21 protein-coding genes are annotated in these 21,672 nt (G+C 65.6%); 7 read left to right on the top strand and 14 right to left on the bottom strand.

Annotated elements, in window-relative coordinates; translation table 11 throughout:
* Positions 1-7: 7 nt before the first annotated feature.
* The 8 genes from CS1BSM3_RS21230 to CS1BSM3_RS21195 form a co-directional block, all read right to left on the bottom strand.
* Positions 8-961 (bottom strand): SMP-30/gluconolactonase/LRE family protein, encoded by a 954-nt coding sequence (locus tag CS1BSM3_RS21230; RefSeq protein WP_072390574.1) that lies wholly within the window; start codon positions 959-961, stop codon positions 8-10.
* Between the two features lie 15 nt (positions 962-976).
* A complete protein-coding gene (gene sseA / locus CS1BSM3_RS21225) occupies positions 977-1,831 on the bottom strand; it encodes a 3-mercaptopyruvate sulfurtransferase (protein WP_072390571.1) in 855 nt (284 codons plus the stop codon).
* A gap of 32 nt (positions 1,832-1,863) precedes the next feature.
* Positions 1,864-2,583 carry an alanyl-tRNA editing protein gene (locus CS1BSM3_RS21220; RefSeq protein WP_072390568.1) on the bottom strand — a complete coding sequence of 240 codons (720 nt, stop codon included), beginning with the start codon at positions 2,581-2,583 and terminating at the stop codon, positions 1,864-1,866.
* 167 nt (positions 2,584-2,750) lie between these two features.
* Positions 2,751-3,800, bottom strand: a complete 1,050-nt coding sequence (locus tag CS1BSM3_RS21215) for a cysteine synthase A (protein WP_072390565.1) — start codon at positions 3,798-3,800, stop codon at positions 2,751-2,753.
* Between the two features lie 132 nt (positions 3,801-3,932).
* On the bottom strand, positions 3,933-4,661 hold the full coding sequence (locus tag CS1BSM3_RS21210) for an SDR family NAD(P)-dependent oxidoreductase (RefSeq protein WP_072390562.1): 729 nt from the start codon (positions 4,659-4,661) through the stop codon (positions 3,933-3,935).
* Between the two features lie 71 nt (positions 4,662-4,732).
* Positions 4,733-5,617 (bottom strand): carbon-nitrogen hydrolase family protein, encoded by an 885-nt coding sequence (locus tag CS1BSM3_RS21205; protein WP_244540582.1) that lies wholly within the window; start codon positions 5,615-5,617, stop codon positions 4,733-4,735.
* Positions 5,618-5,645: 28 nt separating this feature from the next.
* Complete coding sequence (locus CS1BSM3_RS21200; RefSeq protein WP_072390557.1) at positions 5,646-6,236, bottom strand: GNAT family N-acetyltransferase; 591 nt, start codon at positions 6,234-6,236, stop codon at positions 5,646-5,648.
* Between the two features lie 10 nt (positions 6,237-6,246).
* Positions 6,247-6,690, bottom strand: a complete 444-nt coding sequence (locus CS1BSM3_RS21195; protein WP_072390554.1) for a ketosteroid isomerase-related protein — start codon at positions 6,688-6,690, stop codon at positions 6,247-6,249.
* Between the two features lie 167 nt (positions 6,691-6,857).
* Between CS1BSM3_RS21195 and lipB the strand changes: the two genes are divergently transcribed.
* Positions 6,858-7,544 carry a lipoyl(octanoyl) transferase LipB gene (gene lipB, locus CS1BSM3_RS21190; RefSeq protein WP_083528786.1) on the top strand — a complete coding sequence of 229 codons (687 nt, stop codon included), beginning with the start codon at positions 6,858-6,860 and terminating at the stop codon, positions 7,542-7,544.
* A gap of 11 nt (positions 7,545-7,555) precedes the next feature.
* Here lipB and CS1BSM3_RS21185 read toward each other — a convergent pair whose 3' ends face one another.
* The 3 genes from CS1BSM3_RS21185 to boxC form a co-directional block, all read right to left on the bottom strand.
* Positions 7,556-8,455 (bottom strand): peptidylprolyl isomerase, encoded by a 900-nt coding sequence (locus CS1BSM3_RS21185; RefSeq protein ID WP_143149307.1) that lies wholly within the window; start codon positions 8,453-8,455, stop codon positions 7,556-7,558.
* A 205-nt stretch (positions 8,456-8,660) separates the two neighbouring features.
* Positions 8,661-10,118 (bottom strand): benzoyl-CoA 2,3-epoxidase subunit BoxB, encoded by a 1,458-nt coding sequence (gene boxB, locus CS1BSM3_RS21180; RefSeq protein WP_072390548.1) that lies wholly within the window; start codon positions 10,116-10,118, stop codon positions 8,661-8,663.
* 142 nt (positions 10,119-10,260) lie between these two features.
* Positions 10,261-11,946: a 2,3-epoxybenzoyl-CoA dihydrolase gene (boxC, locus tag CS1BSM3_RS21175; protein ID WP_072390545.1), complete on the bottom strand. Its 1,686-nt coding sequence runs from the start codon at positions 11,944-11,946 to the stop codon at positions 10,261-10,263.
* Positions 11,947-12,196: 250 nt separating this feature from the next.
* Here boxC and hslU point away from each other — a divergent pair, with 250 nt between their 5' ends.
* Positions 12,197-13,504, top strand: a complete 1,308-nt coding sequence (gene hslU, locus CS1BSM3_RS21170) for an ATP-dependent protease ATPase subunit HslU (RefSeq protein ID WP_072390542.1) — start codon at positions 12,197-12,199, stop codon at positions 13,502-13,504.
* Between the two features lie 92 nt (positions 13,505-13,596).
* Here hslU and folB read toward each other — a convergent pair whose 3' ends face one another.
* Together folB and CS1BSM3_RS21160 are read right to left on the bottom strand one after the other, a co-directional pair.
* Positions 13,597-14,016 carry a dihydroneopterin aldolase gene (folB, locus tag CS1BSM3_RS21165; RefSeq protein ID WP_072390539.1) on the bottom strand — a complete coding sequence of 140 codons (420 nt, stop codon included), beginning with the start codon at positions 14,014-14,016 and terminating at the stop codon, positions 13,597-13,599.
* Between the two features lie 79 nt (positions 14,017-14,095).
* Entirely contained in the window at positions 14,096-14,872 is a 777-nt protein-coding gene (locus CS1BSM3_RS21160; protein ID WP_072390536.1) for an SDR family oxidoreductase, read from the bottom strand.
* 378 nt (positions 14,873-15,250) lie between these two features.
* Between CS1BSM3_RS21160 and CS1BSM3_RS21155 the strand changes: the two genes are divergently transcribed.
* Positions 15,251-16,051: a TorF family putative porin gene (locus tag CS1BSM3_RS21155; RefSeq protein WP_072390533.1), complete on the top strand. Its 801-nt coding sequence runs from the start codon at positions 15,251-15,253 to the stop codon at positions 16,049-16,051.
* A 109-nt stretch (positions 16,052-16,160) separates the two neighbouring features.
* Here the strand turns inward: CS1BSM3_RS21155 and CS1BSM3_RS21150 are convergent, their stop codons facing one another.
* Entirely contained in the window at positions 16,161-17,090 is a 930-nt protein-coding gene (locus CS1BSM3_RS21150) for a hypothetical protein (protein ID WP_072390530.1), read from the bottom strand.
* A 258-nt stretch (positions 17,091-17,348) separates the two neighbouring features.
* On the opposite strand from CS1BSM3_RS21150, the gene hmgA reads away from it, so the two are divergent.
* The 4 genes from hmgA (at position 17,349) to CS1BSM3_RS21130 (ending at position 21,668) form a co-directional block, all read left to right on the top strand.
* Positions 17,349-18,683, top strand: a complete 1,335-nt coding sequence (gene hmgA / locus CS1BSM3_RS21145; protein WP_072390527.1) for a homogentisate 1,2-dioxygenase — start codon at positions 17,349-17,351, stop codon at positions 18,681-18,683.
* A 30-nt stretch (positions 18,684-18,713) separates the two neighbouring features.
* Positions 18,714-19,667, top strand: a complete 954-nt coding sequence (locus CS1BSM3_RS21140; protein WP_072390524.1) for an MBL fold metallo-hydrolase — start codon at positions 18,714-18,716, stop codon at positions 19,665-19,667.
* A 172-nt stretch (positions 19,668-19,839) separates the two neighbouring features.
* Positions 19,840-21,447, top strand: coding sequence for an FAD-dependent oxidoreductase (locus CS1BSM3_RS21135; RefSeq protein ID WP_072390522.1), 1,608 nt, complete (start codon positions 19,840-19,842; stop codon positions 21,445-21,447).
* Entirely contained in the window at positions 21,444-21,668 is a 225-nt protein-coding gene (locus CS1BSM3_RS21130; RefSeq protein WP_072390519.1) for a DUF2783 domain-containing protein, read from the top strand. The genes CS1BSM3_RS21135 and CS1BSM3_RS21130 overlap by 4 nt, the downstream gene beginning before the upstream one ends.
* Positions 21,669-21,672: the final 4 nt, after the last annotated feature.

Here is a 21,672-nt window from a genome sequence, read left to right as displayed (position 1 = left end):
CGTTCGGCTACCAGTGCCACTGCACGGGTTCGGCGCCCGCAATCGGCGATGGGAAGGAGACGACGCCTGTCCCATTGAGGCAGCCGAGATAGACCGTCTTCAAATCCGGGCCGCCGAACGCGACACTGGCGATGTTTTTGAGCGAGCGTGTGGCGCCACCCTCAAGGCCTTCGCGGCCGCCGAGACCGCGCTGATACTGCGCCTCCGCGCGATCGACCACGTCCTGGTCGGAGTCGTCGAGGATGAGCGTGCGCCGGCCGTTCGTCTCGATGCGAATGACGCGGTTCGAGACGACGCACGCCACCCAGGCCGCACCTTCGGCGTCGAAGGCGAAACCATCCGGCAGCTCGCCGGGACCGAACTCGTGCATGACCTCGCGCCGGCCGAGGCCGTGCCTGGTGATGGGGAAGCGCGTGATGCGGCTGCCGAAGGTCTCGTTCACCCAGAGCCACTGCCCGCTCGGATCGACGTGGCACTCGTTCGTGTAGGCGAGGTCGCCGGCGACGATGCGCGCGCCGTGCTTGTCACGCCGCACGATGAAGCCATCGCCGAAGTCGGGTTTCATGGCGCGCTCGCGTGGGTACTGGCGCGTCGAGACCGAGATCCACTCGTTGTGATCGGCGTCAAGCCCGACGAAGTTGCACACGCGGAGTGCCTCGCCCTCGACCTCGAAGAGCTCCGGCCACAGCCGCCAGTCATGATCGAGCCGCCATAGGCCGCCGCCGGGACCGAGGTTGGCGATCAGGAACTGGCGGTCGGGGCGCATGGCGACGCCGTTCGGCACGAAGCCCGGCGGTGCGCCGACGAGCGTGCGCTTTGCTTTGCCGATCTCCGCGATGCCGGCTTCATGATCGCCGACGAAGATCTCGCCCTTGGCGGTCGTCAGCACGCATTCGGGCCGCTTGAGGCCGCTGCCGACCCAGGAGATTGCGGACAACGGGACGAGAGGCTTCTCCACCATCGCGTGGCCTCCCGCTCAACCTGTCTCGATGGGCAAGTCTGCGCGCGCGCCCCATTCCGTCCACGAGCCGTCATAGACGGCCGTGTCGGGTCGGCCGAGCTGCGCCAGTGCAAAGGCGATGACGCCCGCGGTTACACCCGAGCCGCAGCTCGCGACGACCGGGCGGTTGATGTCCACACCGGCTTCCGCGAACACCGCGCGCAAGCCGGCCTCGTCCTTGAGCGTGCCATCGGCGTTGAGCAGATTCGTGAAGGGCACGTTGCGCGAGCTTGGAATATGACCCGAGCGCAAGCCCGCGCGCGGCTCCGGCACACTGCCCTTGAAGCGGGGGGCTGCACGCGCATCCACAATCTGCGTCGTCGCATGACCGATGAGGGCCTTCACCTCGGCGGCCTCGCGTACGAGCGCGGAATTGAAGCGCGGCGTGAAGTGGCGCGGCTGGCGTGGCCGCGGCGGCTCATCGGTGAGGGTGCGTCCCTCGGCCTTCCACTTCTTGAGGCCGCCATTGAGCACTGCGACGTCGTCGTGCCCCATGATGCAGAACATCCACCACACGCGCGCCGCCGAGTAGAGCCCCTCTGTGTCGTACACGACGATCTGCGCGCCATCGCCGATGCCCATTTTCTTCACTTGCGAGGCGAACTGTACGGTCGAGGGCAGCATGTGCGGCAGCGGGTTCGATTTGTCCGCAACGACATCGATGTCGAAGAAGAGCGCCTCGGGAATGTGCTCCGCCTCATACTCCGCGCGTGCATTCCGGCCCGAGGTCGGCAGGTGCATGGTGCCGTCGAGGATGACGAGATCGGGCGAGCCGAGGCGATCGGCGAGCCACTCGGTCTCGACGATCCATTTGGAGGGGCTCGTGGGCATGGGCATTTCCTCTGGGATGCTGGCGGGCAAATCTAGACGAGCGCGACGCGAATGCGCCGGTTCTGCTTGCCCTTGCTCTCGATTTTGACCACGGCGAGACGACCGATCTCGCTCGTACGTGCGACGTGCGTGCCGCCGCAGGGCTGGAGGTCGACTGAGCCGTCCTCGCCGATGGCGACGAGGCGCACTTTGCCCGAGCCCATGGGCGGCTTCACGCTCATGGTGCGAACGAGGTGGGGTGCGGCCTCCAGCTCGGCATCCGTGATCCAGCGCGTCGTCACGGGGTGATCCGCCTCGACGAGCGCATTGAGCGCCGCCGTCAGCGTCTCCTTGTCGATGCCGGTCATATCGGCAATATCGAAATCCAGGCGGCCTTCCTCGGCGCCGATCTGACCACCGGTCACGGGCCACTTCACGAGCGCGCAGAGAAGATGCAGCGCCGTGTGCACGCGCATATGGCGGTGTCGCGTATCCCAATCGAGCGCGAGGCTCACGGGTGCGCCGACGGGTGGCGCCGTGGCGCCCGCTGCCGGCACGTGCACGATCGTCGTCTTGTCGGCGTCATAGACAGTGGTGGCGATCGGGCAGGTGCCGCCATCCCAGCTCAATGTGCCCGTATCGCCCGGCTGTCCGCCGGCGCTCGCGTAGCAGATGGTGCGATCGAGCACGATGCCGCCACGCTCGTTGATGGCGAGGACTTTGGCATCGCACGCGCGCGTGTAGGCATCCGAACGGAAAATTGTTTCAGTCATGCGCCTAGTGTCCCGATTCCGAAGTTCGCTTGACCTCGATGCTGGCGTCCCGAGCGAACTTCGGAATCAAGAGGGACACTAGAATCGTAGGTTTGCTAGTGTGATTCAGATCGAGAAATTCGCTCGATGCTGAACCGCGAGACGTGGCGAATTTCTCGATCATCACACTAGCTTCCCTCGACGGGCTCGAACACGGTCGGCACCGGCGCGCGCGGGTTCGCGAGCCAGTTCGGCACGGGAAGGTTCTTCGAGCGCAGGAACTCGGGATTGAAGAGCTTGGACTGATAGCGCGTGCCGTAATCGCAGAGCAGCGTCACGATGGTGTGGCCCGGCCCCATCTCGCGCGCGAGGCGCACGGCGCCTGCGATGTTCACGCCCGAGGACGAGCCGACGCACAGGCCCTCTTCCTCCAGAAGCTGGAAGACGATCGCCACGCTCTCGGCATCGGGAATGAGAAAGGAGTGATCGACCGTGAGGCCTTCGAGGTTCGCCGTAATGCGCCCCTGGCCGATGCCCTCGGTGATGGACGAACCCTCGGCCTTGAGGACGCCCGTCGTGTAGTAGCTGTGCAGCGCCGCGCCCGGTACGTCGGCGAGGGCGATCTGGATTTTCGGGTTCTTGGCCCTGAGGCCCATGGCGACGCCCGCGAGCGTGCCACCCGATCCCACGGCGGAGACGAACGCATCAACCTTGCCGTCCGTGTCGTTCCAGATCTCGGGCGCCGTCGTCTCGATGTGTCCCTCGCGGTTGGCGACGTTGTCGAACTGATTGGCCCAGATGGCGCCGTTCGCTTCCGACTTGTTGAGGGCTTCGGCAAGACGGGCCGAGTACTTCACGTAGTTGTTCGGGTTCTTGTAGGGGACGGCCGGCACCTCGACGAGCTCGGCGCCGAGAAGGCGCAGCGCGTCCTTCTTCTCCTGGGCCTGAGTCTCGGGAATGACGATCACCGAGCGGTAGCCGAGCGCATTGCCGATCACGGTGATGCCGATGCCCGTATTGCCCGCCGTGCCTTCCACGATCGTGCCGCCGGGCCGCAGCCGGCCTTTGGCCACGGCATCCTGGATGATGAAGAGGGCCGCGCGGTCTTTGACCGACTGGCCCGGGTTCATGAACTCGGCCTTGCCGAGGATAGTGCAGCCGGTCTCCTCGGAGACGCGGCGCAGCTTGATGAGGGGGGTGCGGCCGACAGCGGCGGCGACGCCTTCAGCGAAGGTCACGGTGGCTTCGGGCTCCTCGATTGATTTCCGGGCGAAGCAGGCGCCCGAGCTTTGCGGCCAACCTAGTTCGCGCCTCTGTCGGCCGCAAGGTCCCGGCCGGCGCATGGGCCCTATGCAACTGATCGGAAACGGCTATCGGCTCGTGCCGGTCTTGAAGTCATACACGCGGCCGCTTTCGGTCTGGCCGGCATCGACCAGATCGAGGAAGAGCGGCACGAGAGCCTCGGGCTCGGGGAGCGTCGCGGGGTTCTCGCCAGGGAAGGCGCGCTGGCGCATAGTTGTACGCACCGGGCCTGGGTTCAGCAGGTTCACCTTGATGGGCGTGCTGGCAACCTCATGCGCATAGGTCTTCACAAGCGCCTCGAGGCCCGCCTTGGAGACGGAATAGGGGCCCCAGTAGGCATTCTTGGCCGCGGCCGCACCCGAGGAGACGAATACGGCGCGTGCCCCCTCGGATCGCCTGAGGACCGGATCGAGCGAGCGGATGAGCCGCCAGTTAGCCGTGAGGTTGATCTCGATGACCTCGTTCCAGGCATCGCCCGTGATGTGGGCGAGCGGCGAAAGCGGCCCGAGCACGCCGGCATTGGCGACGAGAATGTCGAGCTTACCCCAGCGCTGGTAGATCGTCGGCCCGAGGGCGTCGACCTTGTCACTCTGCTTCAGGTCCAGATTGACGAGCGTCGCCGTGCCGCCGAAGGCGCGGATCTCGTCGTCCACCTCTTCCAGCCCGCCGACCGTGCGTGCGAGCAGGATGACGTGCGCCCCCTCCCGCGCGAGGCCGATCGCGACCGCGCGCCCGATTCCGCGTGAGGCGCCGGTGACGAGCGCAATGCGGTTTTCAAGACGGGTGCCTTTAGCCATGGAAGCCTCGCAGGAGTTAGCGGCCCGCCCGTTCTAGAGAAAGTCCGCTCGTGATGGAAGCGCGGGGCGCCTCAGACCAGGGAGATGATCTCCACGGCCGGCAGGGCCAGCGCGCCCCCCGGCTGGAGGCGCCAGTCGGCGCGGTTGCGCATTTCACCCGTATCTGCAAGTCGAGCGAGCGCCGCAAGGTCGACCGCGGCATGGACCCAGCCCGGGGCATTGAGGATGCCTTCGGCAAGCACGCCTGTGTCCGAGAGGCCCGCTTCGGCGGGGACATAGATGCCGGCCGCACCGCTGTTGTAGTCGACAGCAGGCGACCAGGTGGAGTCCCCGACCGTCGGAGAGACGACCGCCGCGCACGTCCCTTCCAGCGCCCGTGCCATGGCCGATGTACGGATGCGGTGATAGCCCGAGACGAGCTCCGTGCAGGAGGGGACGAGCAGAATGCGCACGCCCGCCTCGATCATCGCGCGCACGAGCAGAGGGAACTCGCTGTCGTAGCAGACGGCGACGCCGATCCGACCGAGCGTCGTGTCGAAGACTGAAGTCCTATCGCCCGGCACGATGCCCCAGTCGTGCTCGAAGGGCGTCATCACGCGCTTGTCCTGCTGGCCGGACTTGCCCGAGGGGGCGAAGAAGCGCGCTGTATTACGATAGCGGCCATCGCTCCCGAGGCGCGGGCCGCTCGCCGCCAGAATGTGGACCTTGTAGCGCTCGGCGAGATCGGCGTGCACGGCGTCGATGCGCGGAAGTGCGTCCGACACGGCCTGGAGCGAGGCATCGAGGCTCGCGACGACGGCTTCACCGGCGGGAGCCGCAAGCTCCATGGCGCCGTACTCGGGAAAGACGAGCAGCTCGGCGCCGTCGCCCGCAGCTTCTCCCACCCAACGCGCGATCTTGTCCTCGATCGCGCCGAGTGTCGGCAGCGCATCGAGTGGATAGGCAGCCGAAGCCATGCGGACGGTTCGCTCACACGCCGCCATGTCAGAGCGCCTTCATCCAGAATTGCATGAGCTTCTCCGTTTCGCCCGGCTGGTCGATGTCCTTCCAGGCGAACTTTGTGGTCAGGCCTTCGACTTTGGCGTAGCCGCGCTTCATCCAGAATGCGTCGAGAGGGCGGTAGGCCGCGGGTTTCCGCGGATGATCATCTGGTCTGACGACGCCGCAGAAGGTGATCTTGTCGAAACGGCCGAGCGCGCGTGCGTGCGCCTCGCGGCCATCGAAGAAAGCGTGTCCGAGTCCGTGCCCGCGATAGTCCGGGAGCAGGACCGACTCCCCGCAGTAGAAAATCCTGTCGATGTCGTAGCCGCGCTCGGTGAAGGCTTTGGCGAAGGCCTCGGCATGATCGCTGAGCGGTGCGCCGGTCGCGACACCGACAACCGCGTCACCATCATAGGCGGCAATAACCACGGCGTCCTTGGACGCCGCAAAGCGACGGAGGTAGGCCGTCTCGTAGTTGACGGTCCCGTCATAGAGATAGGGCCAGTCGCGAAAGACGGCGACACGCAGGCGCGCCAGCTCGGGAATGGCGGCACGTACGGCGTCGCCGGTCAAGCTCTCGACGCGCAGCGCCATGGCACTCTCCTCAGCTCCTGCTCGCCAGCTCCTTCGCCAGGGCCTCGCCGGCCACCTGCAGCAGCCAGTCCGTCAGATTGTAGTACGTCGTGACCCGCGTGATGCGCCCGTTGGCGACCGTGAAGAACGTGCCGGCCGGGAGCTGGTACTTCTGCCCCGTCGCGGGCGGCAGGCCCTCGTCGGTCTTGAGGTACGTGCCGTGGACGTTGAACTCGGCGGCGGCGCGCTTGCCGTCGGCGCTCGTCATGACCGCGATGTCCGTGAGCCGCTCCTCGTAGGTCTCGTTCATGTGGCGGCAGAAGTCGGTGAAGGCGGCCTTGCCCGTGCGGCGTCCGCCCTGGTTCACGTCGTGCACCACGTCCTCGGCGAGACAGGCGAGCATCGACGCGGTGTCGCCGCTGTTGAACGCGTCGTAGTAGCGGCGGATGAGGGTTTCGGTCGCGGATTGGGACATGGGCTTCGGGCCTAGGCTAGGATGGGTGCTGCGCTGCCGAAATCGCACAGCGCGGCCGCGAGGTCCAGGGTGGTGTCATCACCTAAGTTGACGCACTACCTTGAGGTGGTAGCGCGCATAGTGCTCCCAACTCGCGAAATCGCATCATTTGGTGTAAATCGCGCCCCATGACGCAACATCCGCGCAATCTCTCCGGCCTTCAGCCCACTGTCGGCTGGCGCGTGAGCCCCGAGCCGGTGGCCTATCCCGATGCCATCGCCTTCATGGAGGCGCGTGCCAAGGCCATTGCCGAGGGTGAAGCCGGCGAGCTCGTCTGGCTGCTGGAGCATCCGCCGCTCTACACGGCCGGCACCAGCGCCAAGCCAGCGGACCTCGTCGCGCCGGACCGCTTTCCCGTCTACGCGGCGGGGCGCGGCGGGCAGTACACCTATCATGGCCCCGGCCAGCGCGTGGCCTATGTCATGCTGGACGTGCGCCGGCGTGGCAGCGACGTGCGCGCCTTCGTGCACGACCTCGAGGCTTGGCTGATCGATACGCTCGCGACCTTCGGCGTCACCGGGGAGACGCGCGCTGATCGCGTCGGCGTCTGGGTGCGCCGGCCCGATCGCGGGCCAGCGGTCGAGGATAAGATCGCGGCAATCGGCATTCGCCTCAGGCGCTGGGTCAGCTTCCACGGCATCAGCCTGAATGTCGCGCCCGACCTCGAGCACTTCTCGGGCATCGTGCCGTGCGGCGTCAGCGCGCACGGCGTGACCTCGCTCGCCGATCTCGGCATCAGCGCGACGATGGTGGAGGTCGATCGGGCCTTGCGCGCGGCCTTCGAGCAGCGCTTCGGCCCGACCAAGGCGGACTAGCCGCGCGTCTCTTACTGCTTGGGCGCGGGTGCGGGCACCGGCTTGATGGCGCGCTCCTGGTCAATCTGCGCCTTGATCGCCGGATCGACGTACTCGAGCTGCGCCTTGGCTCTCAGATCGGCCGCGACTTCCTGCGCCTTGCGGTGGATCATCGAGGCGATGATGCGCTCCTTGATGGCATCGAACGGCGGCGCGCCGCGCTGGCGGCGATCCTCGAGCTTCACGAGGTGCCAGCCGAACTGGCTCTGCACGGGTGCCGATACCTGGCCGGGCTTCAGGTTGAAAGCCGTCTCCTCGAACACGGGCACCATCTGTCCTTTGCCGAAGTATCCGAGGTCGCCACCTTCACCCTTGCTGCCGGGATCCTTGGAGTTCGCCTTGGCGAGCGCGACGAAGTCCTCGCCCTTGTTGATCCGCTCCAGAAGCTCCTTCGCCTGTGCTTCGGTCTCGACGAGGATGTGGCGCGCACGGACTTCTTCCTGCGCCTTCGCGCCGCTGACCTGCTGGTCGTAGAACTTCTTCGCGTCGGCGTCGCTGACGGACTTGTTCAGCTCGGCCTCGAAGTAGTATTCGCGCAGCGCCCGACGCCGCCAGTAGTTCATGCGCTCGTCGAAGGCTGCGCCACTGCCGAGCTTGGCTGCTTCGGCGGCATCGGCAAAGAGCTGGTTCTCGATGACATACTCGAGGACCACGCGCCGGCGCGCCTCGGGGGGGATGCTGCCGAGCTCGCTGCCGATCTCGGCCTCGGCGAGCTGCATGTCGGACTCGGTGATGGCCTTGCCATTGACCTTGGCGACGAGCTTCTCTTGGGCTTTGTCTTGGGCCTTGGCAGTTTGCGCGATGTGGATCGCGGTGGGCAGCGGTGCGGCGAGCAGCGCAGCGGCGATGACGGCCTTCATCACTTTGTTCACAGTGCGATCCTCAGTTGGGGCGGAAACCCGAACGCTACCGCGGGGCAATCGGTACGCCCGGCGGTTCGGGGCGGCTCAGCCTTAGTCGGTTGCTGTCCTCTCGCCAAGCCAAGCGCCAGCGAAATGGCGCGATTGTGACCGCTCTTAGTTAAGGCGGCCACGATACGACGGGCAGCACATACCACTCCGACGAGACGATCACGAGTTACGAAACCGCAATCTTCACGTACTCGAAGTCGCCGGGCTTGCTGTCGATGCCGACCTTGGGCGGCGATATCCAGCCCGCGTACTTTCCGCGATCCCAGCAAGGCTTCATGAGGCTCTCGATGAAGGCACCATCATCCTTCGAGGGGAGCCATTCGTCCTTGCGCGCGGCCCATTCGCCGTCCGAGAGGAGCTGGCCTTCGGGCGAGGCATGGATATTGCGGAACTCGCCGATCGCGCGGTTGAACGCGACCGACGGCAGCGTGAGCTGGAACTTGATGCCGGCCTTCTCGATGATGCGGTTCCAGCGCGAGACGCCGCCCTGGCAGTCTTTCACGTAGTCGTCACGAAGCCGCATGTTGATCGCCGTCAGCGCCGGCTCGTCCACCATCCTGATGGCGCCATCGACGAACTTGAGCACCGGATAGGTCGCGCTCGTCAGCAGGTGATCGTCATCGAGGCGCGTTTCGTTGAAGCGCCCTTTGAGGCCCGAGTTGTAGAAATTCGCGGCATTGGTCGAGACCTCGGAGCCGAAGAGGTCGAGCGAGAGCGAGAAGTGCAGGTTCGCCTTCTTCTGCAGGGTCGGCAGGTCGACGACGCCGAGCGCCCGCACGCGATTGATGTCGTAAGGGTCCTCGATGCCGGCCGCTTTCATGGCCTCGCACGTGCGCTCGATGGTGCGCCCGACGCCCGTCTCGCCGACGAACATGTGGTGCGCTTCTTCCGTCAACATGAAGCGGCAGGTGCGCGAGAGCGGATCGAAGCCCGATTGTGCGAGGCTCTCGAGCTGCATCTTGCCGTCGCGGTCCGTGAAGAACGTGAACATGAAGAACGAGAGCCAGTCCGGTGTCGACTCGTTGAAGGCGCCGAGCATGCGCGGCTTGTCCAGATCACCCGAGCGGCGTTGCAGCAAGCCGTCCGCTTCCTCGCGCCCGTCACGGCCGAAGTACTTGTGCAGGAGATAGACCATGGCCCAGAGGTGCCGGCCCTCCTCGACATTCACCTGGAAGAGATTGCGCATGTCGTAGAGCGACGGTGCGGTCTTGCCGAGGTGGCGTTGCTGCTCGACGCTCGCGGGCTCCGTATCGCCCTGGATGACGACGAGGCGGCGGAGCATGGCGCGGTACTCGCCCGGCACTTCCTGCCAGGCCTTCTCGCCTTTGTGGGCGCCGAAGTTCACCATGCGGCTCTCGTCCTGCGGCGCGAGCAGGATGCCCCAGCGGTACTCTGGCATTTTCACGTAGTCGAACTTGGCCCAGCCCTTGGGACCGATCGAGATCGCTGTGCGCAGATAGACGTCGGAAGTCTGGAAACCCTCGGGCCCCATGGTCATCCACCAGTCGATATAGCCGGGATGCCATTGCTCCAGCGCCTTCAGCACGCGCTGGTCGTCATTGAGGCCGACGTTGTTCGGGATCTTCGTCGAGTAATCGACGGCGCCTTGGGCGTTTGTTGTCATCCGTTCCTCCTGTTCTCTTCCCCTCTCCCCGCTCTTGCGGGGAGAGGGCTAGGGTGAGGGGCGGCGGCATAGTCGAACGTCACGCAAGCTCCCGCCCCTCATCCCGACCTTCTCCCCGTAAGGACGGGGAGAAGGAGAATTGCTAAACCCGCTCGGGATCGAAGTCGGCCTTCACGCCGCTGCCGTAGCGCTTCAGTGCGCCATCCGGTCCGATCGCGTTCGGGCGCTGGAATATCCAGTTCTGCCATGCCGTGAGACGGCCGAAGACCTTCGTCTCCATGGTTTCGGGGCCGGCAAAGCGCAGGTTCGCTTCGAGGCCGGTGAGGCCGTCAGCGGAAAAGCTCGCGCGCTCCTCGAGAAAGATGCGCACCTCGTCGGCATAGTCGATCGTGTCGTAGGCGATCGTGACGAGGCCGGCTTCCTCGCAGGCTTCGGCATCGAGCGTGCTGCCGATAGCGGCGCGTGCGGCCTCGACGCTTTCGGGCTCGCCGAGAAAGCGCGTCGCGAGGCGTGTAAGCCCATTGCTCATGGGATAGGCGCCGAAGTTGAGCGGCGAGAGCGCCATCGTCGTCGCCGCACGGTTGTCGCCCTTTTCCGTGCCGATCAGCATGAAGGAGCGGTCACAGGCGAGCACGATCTCCGCCAGCGTGCCGGCAAAGCAGGAGCCGGGCTCGACAAGCGCGACGAGCGAGCGCGAGGTGAGGTCGATCCGCTTCAGCACGCGCTTCCACTGGTGCAGGATCTCGCGTGCGAGCCAATGCGCGCTGTTCGCTTCGAGAAATGCGTCATAGGCGAGCACGCGTGCCGGATCGCCCGCCGACTTGAAGACGAGCGTGCCGAGGTCGCGCTCGTTCGTGCGCAGATCCAAGAGCGCATCATCCAGCTCGCGCGAGAGGCGCAACGGCCAGAAGGCTGCACCTTCGCACTGCATGGCCGCAGCATCCGCCGGCGGTGCGGCCTCCGGCCCAAGAATGACAAGCGTCGCGCGTCGCGCCGGCCGATCGATCTCGACGCGCAGGCTTGAATACGTGACGGTGCCGCCGTCACTCGCTCGTTTGAGCGGCGTCAGCTTGATGCCCTCGACGTCGCTCGGCCGATCCGACTGCGCCGCCAGCCGTGCGGCAGCCTCCCGCACGGCCGCGTCCATACGCGAGCGCGGCACGACCTGATCGACAACGCGCCAGTCGGCCGCACGCTTGCCCTTGAGGCCTTCCTCCAATGTGCACAGAACATCCGCGCGATCGCGGCGCACTTTGCGCTTGTCGGTGACGCGCGTAAGCCCACCCGTGCCCGGGAGCACCGCGAGCAGCGGCAATTCCGGCAGCGACACGCTCGAATTCCCATCGTCGGCGAGAATGATCTCGTCGCAGGCGAGCGCCAGCTCGTAACCGCCACCGGCGGCCGTTCCCTGAATGGCGCAGAGATAGCGCTGGCCCGATCCCGCGCTTGCATCCTCCATGGCGAAGCGCGTCTCGTTCGTGAACTTGCAGAAGTTCACCTTGTGGGCGTGGCTCGATCCCGCGAGCATTCGAATATTGGCGCCGGCGCAGAACACGCGGTCCTTGCCCGAGCGCAGCACCACGACCTTGACGCCCGGATGCTCGAAGCGCAGGCGCTGGACGGCGTCGGCCAGCTCGATATCGACGCCGAGATCATAGGAGTTCAGCTTGAGCTGGTAGCCGGGCCGGAGCGTCGCGTTCTCGTCGACGTCGAGGATCAGCTCGGCGACGGGGCCGTCGACGGCAATGCGCCAGTGCTTGTAGCGCTCGGGCGCGGTCTCGAAGTCGATCCTCGCGGGCGCCGCCGGCTTGTCCGTCGTGTCGCTCACATCGTCCTCCCTGGGTTCTTCGCTGGCGGCATGGTCCTCTTGGAGGGGATCCTTGGGGCAAACCTGGGCCTACCGCCGCGCTCGGGGCAGAGTCCACCCTTGTGGTGCCCGACGCAACGGGAATCGTCAGTCCGCGGTTCAGCTCTTGAGCGAAGGCTTGCCGCGAGGGGCTTGCCCGAACGGCTGGAGAACGCCAGATAACAGCTCGGGCGGCGCCGTTCGGGCTGCCGCGGTACAAGGACCACGCTGAATGTCGAATTTCTCCCCCCGCGAGATCGTCTCCGAGCTCGATCGCTATATCGTCGGCCAGCAGGACGCCAAGCGGGCCGTCGCGATCGCACTCAGGAATCGCTGGCGGCGCCAGCAGCTCGAAGGCGAGCTGCGCGAGGAAGTCCAGCCGAAGAACATCCTCATGATCGGCCCGACGGGGTGCGGCAAGACGGAGATCTCGCGCCGGCTGGCGCGGCTTGCGGGCGCGCCCTTCCTCAAGGTCGAGGCGACGAAGTTCACCGAGGTCGGCTATGTCGGCCGGGACGTCGACAGCATCGTGCGCGATCTCGTCGAGGTCGGCATCGGCCTCGTCCGCGATACGAAGCGCCGCGAGGTCAAGGCGCTCGCCGAGAAGAATGCCGAGGAGCGCGTGCTCGATGCCCTCGTCGGCCCCGGCGCGCAGCCCTCGACGCGCGAGGTGTTCCGCAAGCGGCTCCGGGGGAATGAGCTCAACGACAAGGAGATCGAGATCCAGGTTGCCGACAGCGGTCCGGGCTTCCCGACCTTCGACATTCCGGGCGGTCAGGTCGGCATGGTGAATATCAGCGAGATGCTCGGCAAGGCCTTTGGCCAGCGCATGAAGACGCGGCGCCTGACGGTCGGCCAGAGCTATGAGCAGCTCATCGGCCAGGAGAGCGACAAGCTGCTCGACAGCGACCAGATCGCCGTGGAAGCGGTGAAGCTCGTCGAGAACAACGGCATCGTGTTCCTCGACGAGATCGACAAGATCTGCTCGCGCAGCGATGGGGCGGGCCGTGGTGGGGCGGATGTGAGCCGTGAGGGCGTGCAGCGCGATCTCCTGCCGCTCATCGAGGGAACGACGGTCGCGACCAAGTACGGCCCAATCAAAACCGACCACATTCTGTTCATCGCCTCGGGTGCCTTCCATCTGGCCAAACCCTCGGACCTGCTCCCGGAGCTGCAGGGTCGCCTGCCGATCCGCGTCGAGCTGAAGCCGCTCACGCGCGAGGACTTCCGCCGCATTCTCACCGAGCCGCAGGCGAGCCTCGTCAAGCAAACCATCGCGCTCATGGGAACCGAAGGCCTGACGCTCAGCTTTACCGACGATGCCATCGATGCCATTGCCGACATCGCGGTCGCCGTGAACTCGACCGTGGAGAATATCGGTGCGCGGCGCCTGCATACGGTTGTCGAGCGCGTGCTGGACGACATCTCGTTCGATGCGTCCGATCGCGGCGGCAACACGGTCGTGGTGGATGGCGCCTATGTGCGCTCACGCGTCGGTGATCTCGCACGCAACGCGGACCTCTCGAAGTTCATCCTCTAGGTCGCGATGAATGCTGAGCTAGCCGAATGGCGGCCGCCGGCAGGCACGACATAGATTGAGGGGACTTCTTTCCAGCAGCCGGCGGCGCTTGGTTAAGCCCTATCCCGCACGATCTCGATGCCGACCGTGCGGCAGCCGGGGACGATGTCGGGCTTCTCGAGCCGCACGACCACGCGCACGACGCGCGGGTCGGCGAGGCAGCGCGTGGCGATGCGCTCGGCCAGCGTCTCGAGCAGGTTCGTGTGTCCGCTTTCGACGATCGAGCGAATGCCCGAGACGACGGAGCTGTAGTCGAGCACGGCGCCGAGGTTGTCGGATTGTCCGTCGTAGTCATCGAGGACCATGAGATCAGCGGAGATGATGAGGCGCTGCTCGTAGCGCTTCTCGAGCTCATAGACGCCGACGGAGGCCATCAGCTCGAGGTCGCGCACGAACACGCGTCTGAGCGGCCGGTGGCCACTTGCCGGCGTGCGGTCAGCACAAGTGCTCGAAGGGGCGAGCGGCTCGGTCATGGTGCGATCTCGGGGGTGCTGGTGCTCGCGGGGTTATTTGCTCGGTCGAGATCTGGTCGCCGTACAAGCGTGCAGACGGTCAATCCGTTCCGTCCGGCGCCGGCGGTGCCGGCCAGGCGAGGTGCTGCCCCGCATCGAGGGCGATCATCTGGCCGGTCATCGACGGCGCGTCAAGGATGAAGCGGACTGCGGCGGCGATCTCCTCGGGGGGCGTGGCGCGCTGGAGGGGGGTGCTGGCGACCTCCTCTGCGAAGGCAGCCGCTGACTGGTGGATGCTTGCCAGGACCGGCCCTGGCCCGATGGCGTTCACCCGGATGCGCGGTGCGAGCGCCTGGGCCAGCGTCTGGGTCGCTGCATAGAGGCCGGCCTTCGCGATGGTGTAGGAGAAGAACTCGGGGGTCAGGCGCCATACGCGCTGGTCGACGATGTTGACGATCAGCCCGGGGCGATCAGCGGGTAGATGCGCTGCAAATGCCTTGGCGAGCAGGACCGGGGCCCGAAGATTGACCGCGTGCTGGCGGTCCCACTGTGCTGCATCGAGGGTCTCGAGGCGGTCATCCAGAAAGAGCGCGGCACTGTTCACCAGAAGCTCGGGCGTTCCGATCGCTTCGGTGCATTGCGGCAGGAGCGATGCGGCCTGCTCGGCATTCGCCAGATCAGCGCGAAGGGCAGTCGCATGGCCCCCTGCAGCCCGGATCTCGGCAACCACCCCTTCGGCGTCGTCACGCGAGGCGGCGTAGTGCACGCCGACACGCCAGCCATTGCGGGCGAGGTCGAGCGCGATGGCCCTGCCAATTCTGCGGCCGGCTCCCGTGACCAATGCCGTCCGGGCGCCCGCTCCGTTAGATCCTCCCACCGTCTGCTCCGTCAGCCCGCGACGCCGGCAATCTGCCCCTGGCTGCGGCCCGGCTGAGTCGTGCGCACCGGAGCCGCTGAGAAGCGATGGGCGGATGATCGCGCGTGTCGGACAATCCGACAAGGTCTTCGAGAAAAGGACGTTGGCTGCCTAATTGGCGCCAAAAGAGGCAGGTTGGAGGCCAAATGTGACTAATTTGCAGGCATTCCAGACTGGCAAAATGCCCATAAACACCAAAGTGTTACGGAAGCGCCACGCACGCTTTGCAACATCACTCAAAACCCAAAGCGCGGCTTGCGCGGAACACCTCCCATCCGCAACATTCCTGTCACAGGGAATTCTCAGGGCATTCGACGAGCGACGAGGGGACGAATAACAATGACCACGAGGATCGGGACGGTGGCGAAGTGCATCGCGGGGGCGATGGCTCTCGCGTTTCTCGCAGGACCGGCTGCCGCTGGCGGCCTCAAGGATGAGCCGGCGCCCAGCGACCGGACGCTGGCATGGGCGGCAAGCTTTGCCGTCACCAACGACTACGTCTTCCGCGGCCAGTCCCAGACGGCGAAGGATCCGGCCGTTCAGGGCACGTTGGATCTCACCTATGGCATCCTCTACGGCAGCGTGTTCATGTCGAATGTCGACTTCGGTGAGGTCAGCGGTGGTCGGAATGCAGCTTGGGCAGAGCTGACGTTCTCCGCCGGCATCAAGCCTGTCCTCGGGCCGGTCAGCTTCGACTTCGGCGTGATCTACTACACCTATCCCCGGGCGCGGGATTCGGCCGGAGAGTTCAACTTCTTCGAAGTGAAGGCGGGTGCCTCGGTCGCGCCGTGGAAGGGCGGCACCGTGGGCGTCACCGGCTTCTGGTCGCCTGACTACACTGGCGAGACCGGCAGCGTCTGGACCGTGGAAGGCGCGCTTGCCCAGGAGCTGCCGAAGCTCGGCTCGATCACGCCGACCTTCAGCGCACTCATCGGCTACCAGCACGGTGGCGACTCCGCCTACAAGGTGGCTTTCGATACGAGCAGCTACATCTACTGGAACGCGGGTGTGACGCTCGCCTTCACGGACCGGGTCTCACTCGACCTGCGGTACTGGGACTCGGATCTGGACATTTTCCAGTCGCAGAGCCTGTTCCACAGCGGCTCGCGCTTCGTCGGCACCGCCAAGATGACCTTCTGATCTGACTGCTTCCCGGCAGCAAGATTGCGAGCGGGACCCTCTGGGTCCCGCTTTCATTTTGGGAGCTGTAGATTGAAGGCGCGCGCCCCGGCTCCTGGAGCTTTCAGCGCTACCAGGTCACCGCGGCCTTGAACTTGCCCGCCCAGTCCGAATTGGTCTCGCTCATGCCCGTCAGGGCGCCGATCTCGAGCGAGAGCTTGGAGCCATTCAGATCCGGCATCTGGGTCGGCAGGAGGCCGAGGCCCACATAGAGGCCGGGGGCTCCACGGTGCGTCTGCAGGGCCGTGCCGGGGACCGAGGCAATATCGGATGTCGATCCGAAGGCCTCGATGCCCAGCGAAACACCCTTGGCGATCTCGCTCTTGAGGCCGGCCGCATAGGCGAAGGCGACATCGCCTTCGTTATGAGTCCCGAAATTGTGTGCCACCTTCGGGCTGAGCGTCAGCGCGAGCCGATCGTCGCCGAACTTGAACTGTGGCCCGGATTCGATCGCGTGCGTGCCGCGGCCGGATTGGACGCTCATATCGACGCCGGTGTTCCAGCCCCAGGAAATGGCGGGGCCGAGGCGGCCCAGGGCATATCTGGCTTCGGCACCGGCCGCCGTCATGCGCATTTCATCGCCCATGGGAGCATCGAAGCCCGCCCGGACGCTCGCCTTGAAGCGGTCCGACACGGCATATCCGCGGTTCATCTCGGCCGGGAGCTGGTCGGCCTCGATGCCGACCGAATAGCCGGACTTGATCGCGCGGGCGATCGCGCTCTGTGTCTCCTGCGGCGTGAACGCGCTCGCTGCACCCGGCGAGGCACCTGCCATTGCCGCCGGCTTGTTGGCCCAAGCGGCTTCCTTGTTGAGGTCGAAGGTGAGCCACGCAGGATCGATGTGGAGAAGATATTCCTCCTGGAGCGCGCTCTCGTTCGCCTCGAGCTCGGATGGATTACCCTTCAACGGCCACGCGACGGCGGCCGGCGCCGTGCCCGCAAGAAGGGCCGCTGCCAGGAGCCCAAATGTTGTCCCAAATGTTGTTTTGTGAACGCGCATGATCTCCCCGCCTACTCGTCATGCTCGATCGACCTTAAGGAGGGAGATTGGCGGCCTGAAGGCCGAAATGCTCTTAGAGGCATTGTGCCGCGTGATAGCTGGGCGACATGTGCGCGAGGCGCAACAATACTCAGAGGGCCGCACACTCTGTGGCCCCGCATGACGCGCGAGCGGATTGCGGTTGCCTCCGGGCCGCTGGTCTTGGCAAAGTTGCACCAAAGCGACACGGGTAGGCCATCAGCAGGCCATGTGAGCTGGATGCGCCATACCAGAAGAATATGGGAGGCCACCGCCATGACCCTCGCCTACATGCCGGGTTTCGGCAACGACTTCGAGACCGAAAGTCTTCCGGGCGCCCTTCCGCAGGGCCAGAACTCGCCCCAGCGCTGTGCCTACGGGCTCTATGCCGAGCAACTCTCCGGCTCGCCCTTTACGGCGCCGCGCGGAACGAACGAGCGCTCGTGGCTCTACCGCATCCGCCCTTCGGTGCGCCACGCGAGCCATTTCAAGAAAGCCTCCGTCCCGTACTGGAAGACGGCGCCGGCCCTCGACGAGCACGAGCGGCCGGTCGGACAGTTGCGCTGGGGACCGGTGCCCATCCCCAACGATCCCCTCTCGTTCATCGAGGGCCTGCGCACCATGACCACGGCGGGCGATGTGAACACGCAGGCCGGCATGGCAGCGCACGTCATGCTCATGTCGCGACCCATGGAGGACGAGTACTTCTTCAATGCCGATGGCGAGCTGCTGATCCTGCCGCAGGAGGGCCGCGCGCGCTTCTTCACGGAGTTCGGCATCATCGAGGTCGGGCCGGGTGACGTCTGCGTCATCCCGCGCGGTGTGAAGTTCAAGGCGCAGCCGATCGACGGCCCGGTCCGTGGCTATGTCTGCGAGAACTACGGCGCGAAATTCACGCTTCCCGACCGCGGCCCCATTGGCGCCAACTGCCTCGCTAATGCGCGCGACTTCAAGACGCCCGTCGCGGCCTTCGAGGACAAGGAGAAGCCCTGCAAACTGACGGTCAAGTGGGCCGGCAAGTTCTACGTCACCGAGATCGGCCATTCGCCGCTCGATGTCGTGGCGTGGCACGGCAACTACGCGCCCTACAAGTACGACCTCAGAACGTACTCACCGGTCGGTGCGATCCTCTTCGATCATCCCGATCCGTCGATCTTCACCGTGCTCACGGCGCCCTCGGAGACGGCTGGCACGGCCAACGTCGACTTCGTCATCTTCCCCGAACGATGGCTCGTCGCCGAGCACTCCTTCCGCCCGCCGTGGTACCACATGAACATCATGTCCGAGTTCATGGGCCTCATCTACGGCGTGTACGACGCCAAGCCGCAGGGCTTCGTGCCGGGCGGCATGAGCCTGCACAACTGCATGCTCCCGCACGGCCCTGATGCTGATGCCTTCCGCCACGCGAGCACGGTGGAGCTGAAACCCGTGAAGCTCACCGGCACCATGGCCTTCATGTTCGAGACGCGCTTTCCCCAGCACCTGACGCGCTTTGCCGCGGAGCTGGAAACGCTCCAGCCCGACTATGCCGCCTGCTGGGACGGCCTCGAGAAGCGCTTCAACGGCAAACCCTGAGTTTCAACGAGAACAGCATTGGGAGGACGCATGAGCGGCAAGGCATTCGCGTCGGTCGGCGACATGACCGAGAAGAAGATCTCCTTCACCGAGATCGGGCGCAATCTCTATGCCTTCACCGCGGAGGGCGACCCGAACACCGGCGTCATCATCGGCGACAACGCCGTCATGATCGTCGACGCGCAGGCAACCCCGCGCCTCGCCGGCAAAGTCATCGAGCACATCCGCAAGGTCACGGATAAGCCGATCAAGTATGTCGTGCTCTCGCACTATCACGCCGTGCGCGTGCTCGGTGCTTCGGCCTTCAAGGCGAGCGAGATCATCGCCTCGGAAAAATGCCACGCCATGATCCACGAGCGCGGGCAGGAGGACTGGGACTCCGAGTTCGGCCGCTTCCCGCGCCTCTTCCAGGGCCACGAGTCCATTCCCGGCCTCACGTGGCCCACCATGACCTTCAAGCAGCGCATGACCGTCGATCTCGGGAAGCGCCCCGTCGAGCTCATGTTCGTCGGCCGCGCGCATACGGCCGGCGATATCGTCGCCTTCGTGCCGGATGCGAACGTCATGATGACCGGCGACATCGTCGAGTATCACTCCGCCTGCTACTGCGGCGATGCGCATTTCAATGATTGGCCCGGAACGCTCGAAGCCATTCGCGCATATGCGCCGGACTCCATTGCGCCTGGCCGTGGTGGCGCGCTCGTTGGCACGAAGCAGGTCAACGAGGCGCTCGATCTCACCGCCGATTTCGTGCGCTCGACTTATCGTCCCGTGGCCCAGGTCGCGCGTCGCGGCGGCTCGCTCAAGGAAGCTTGGGACGCCTGCCGCGCCGAATGTGATCCGAAGTTCGCGAGCTACGCCATCTACGAGCACTGCCTGCCCTTCAACGTCGCGCGCGCTTACGACGAGGCCCTTGGCATCGACACGCCGCGCATCTGGACGGCGGAGCGCGATCAGGCAATGTGGAAGGCGCTGCAGGGATAGTCGCGCCTTTGGCGCGAGTGGGGCCTTGGCCCCACACCCCGATCGGGGGACATCCCCGAACCCCCGTCTTTTATGGACTAAGTCATAAAGCCGGGTGGGTGCGGGAGGGTGTCCCTCCCGCTAGGGGCGCGGGGACTAGTCCCCGCTCGCGAAGCGATCGGGGATCGTCGACATGCCGCGCTATCGCTCACCGGTTTTTCCCTTCGTCCGGCCACCCGAGCTGGACGGCCGCGCCGGGCGTCGCTGGCCGGTTGCGATTGTCGGCGCCGGCCCTGTAGGCCTCGCTGCCGCGATCGACCTCGCACTAGCCGGCATTGCCTCGGTCGTGATCGACGAGAGCAATGTCGTCTCGACGGGCTCGCGTGCCATCTGCTGGTCGAAGCGCACGCTCGAGATCTTCGACCGCCTCGGCGTCGGCGATCGCATGGTCGCGAAGGGCGTGACGTGGAAAGTCGGTCGGCTCTTTCACCGCGATCGCGAGGTTTATGCCTTCGATCTCCTCCCTGAGCCCGGCCACAAGCGCCCGGCCTTCATCAATCTCCAGCAGTACTATGTCGAAGAGTATCTCATCGATCGCGCGCGTGATTTCCCCGACCTGATCGAGCTGCGCTTCATGAGCCGCGTGACAGACGCCGGGCAGGATCCTGACTGTGCGTGGGTCGATGTCGAGACGCCGGAAGGCAAGTATCGCCTTGCCGCCGACTATGTCATCGCCTGCGATGGTGTGCGCAGCACCGTGCGCCGCAGTCTAGGTCTCGACTTCATCGGCCGCGCATTCGAGGAGCGCTTCCTGATCACCGACGTCGAGATGGCGGTGGAGTTTCCCTCCGAGCGCTGGTTCTGGTTCGAGCCGCCGTTCCACGACGGCCAGTCGGCGCTTCTGCACAAGCAGCCGGACAATATCTACCGGATCGACCTGCAACTTGGCTCCGGCGCCGACCCGGAGGAGGAGCGTCGCCCCGAGCGCGTCATTCCGCGCATCAGAGCCATGGTGGGCGAGCGGCCTTTCGAGGTCGATTGGATCTCCGTCTACAGCTTCCAGTGTCGGCGGCTCGCGCGTTTCGTGCATGATCGCGTGATCTTTGCCGGCGACAGCGCGCACATCGTGTCCCCCTTTGGCGCGCGCGGCGGCAATGGCGGCATTCAGGACGTCGATAATCTCTGCTGGAAGCTCGCGACGGTCTTGAAAGGCGAGGGCCCACCCGCACTGCTCGAGACATACAACACGGAGCGTGTGCACGGCGCCGATGAGAACATCCTCAACTCGGCGCGCGCGACGAGCTTCATGACGCCGAAGTCGCGCATGGAACATCTGTTCCGCGATGAGGTACTGGCCCTCGCAAGCACACATCCATTCGCGCGCCAGCTCGTGAACTCGGGGCGTCTGTCACGGCCGTGCTCGCTTGCAGGCTTTTCACTTGGGACGGCCGAAACATCGGACCTCGGCGGCACGATGGTTCCCGGTGCGCCCTGCCTCGATGCTCCTGTTCGTGGCGCCAATGGCGAGGACGGCTGGCTGCTCGATCATCTCGGCGGGAGCTTCATCGCGCTGGGCTTCGGCGCGTTGGCATCGACACCGCCCGGCGTGCGCGGCCTGACCGTCGGGGGTTCGGGCGACCTGCAGGATCCACAGGGCCTGCTCGCGGCCCGCTATGATGGTGCGCCGAGCGTCGTCTACCTCATCCGGCCCGACCAGCACGTCGCCGCGCGCTTCCGTGAGCCGACAGTTGCCGAGATTTCCCGCGCTCTCGCACGCGCCCAAGGGAGCTCCAACGCATGACAGACCCCACACTTACGACCACATGGAACCTCGGCACGGACGGCGATGACCTCTATGCTCGCCTCATGGCAGCGCACGAGGGGCTTACCGACGACGAGAGCGCTCGGTTGAATGTTCGCCTGGTGTTGCTGCTGATGAATCATATCGGGGATCGGGCCGTGCTCGAGGAAGCCATCGCTGCCGCGCGGCCATCCAGGCCTGAACCCACGAACGCCACATGAGAGC

The organism is Hyphomicrobium sp. CS1BSMeth3, from assembly GCF_900117415.1.
In the GTDB taxonomy this organism is placed as follows: Bacteria; Pseudomonadota; Alphaproteobacteria; order Rhizobiales; family Hyphomicrobiaceae.
The sequence above is the reverse complement of the archived record's forward strand: the minus strand, read 5'-3'. Positions and strand labels throughout refer to the sequence as shown.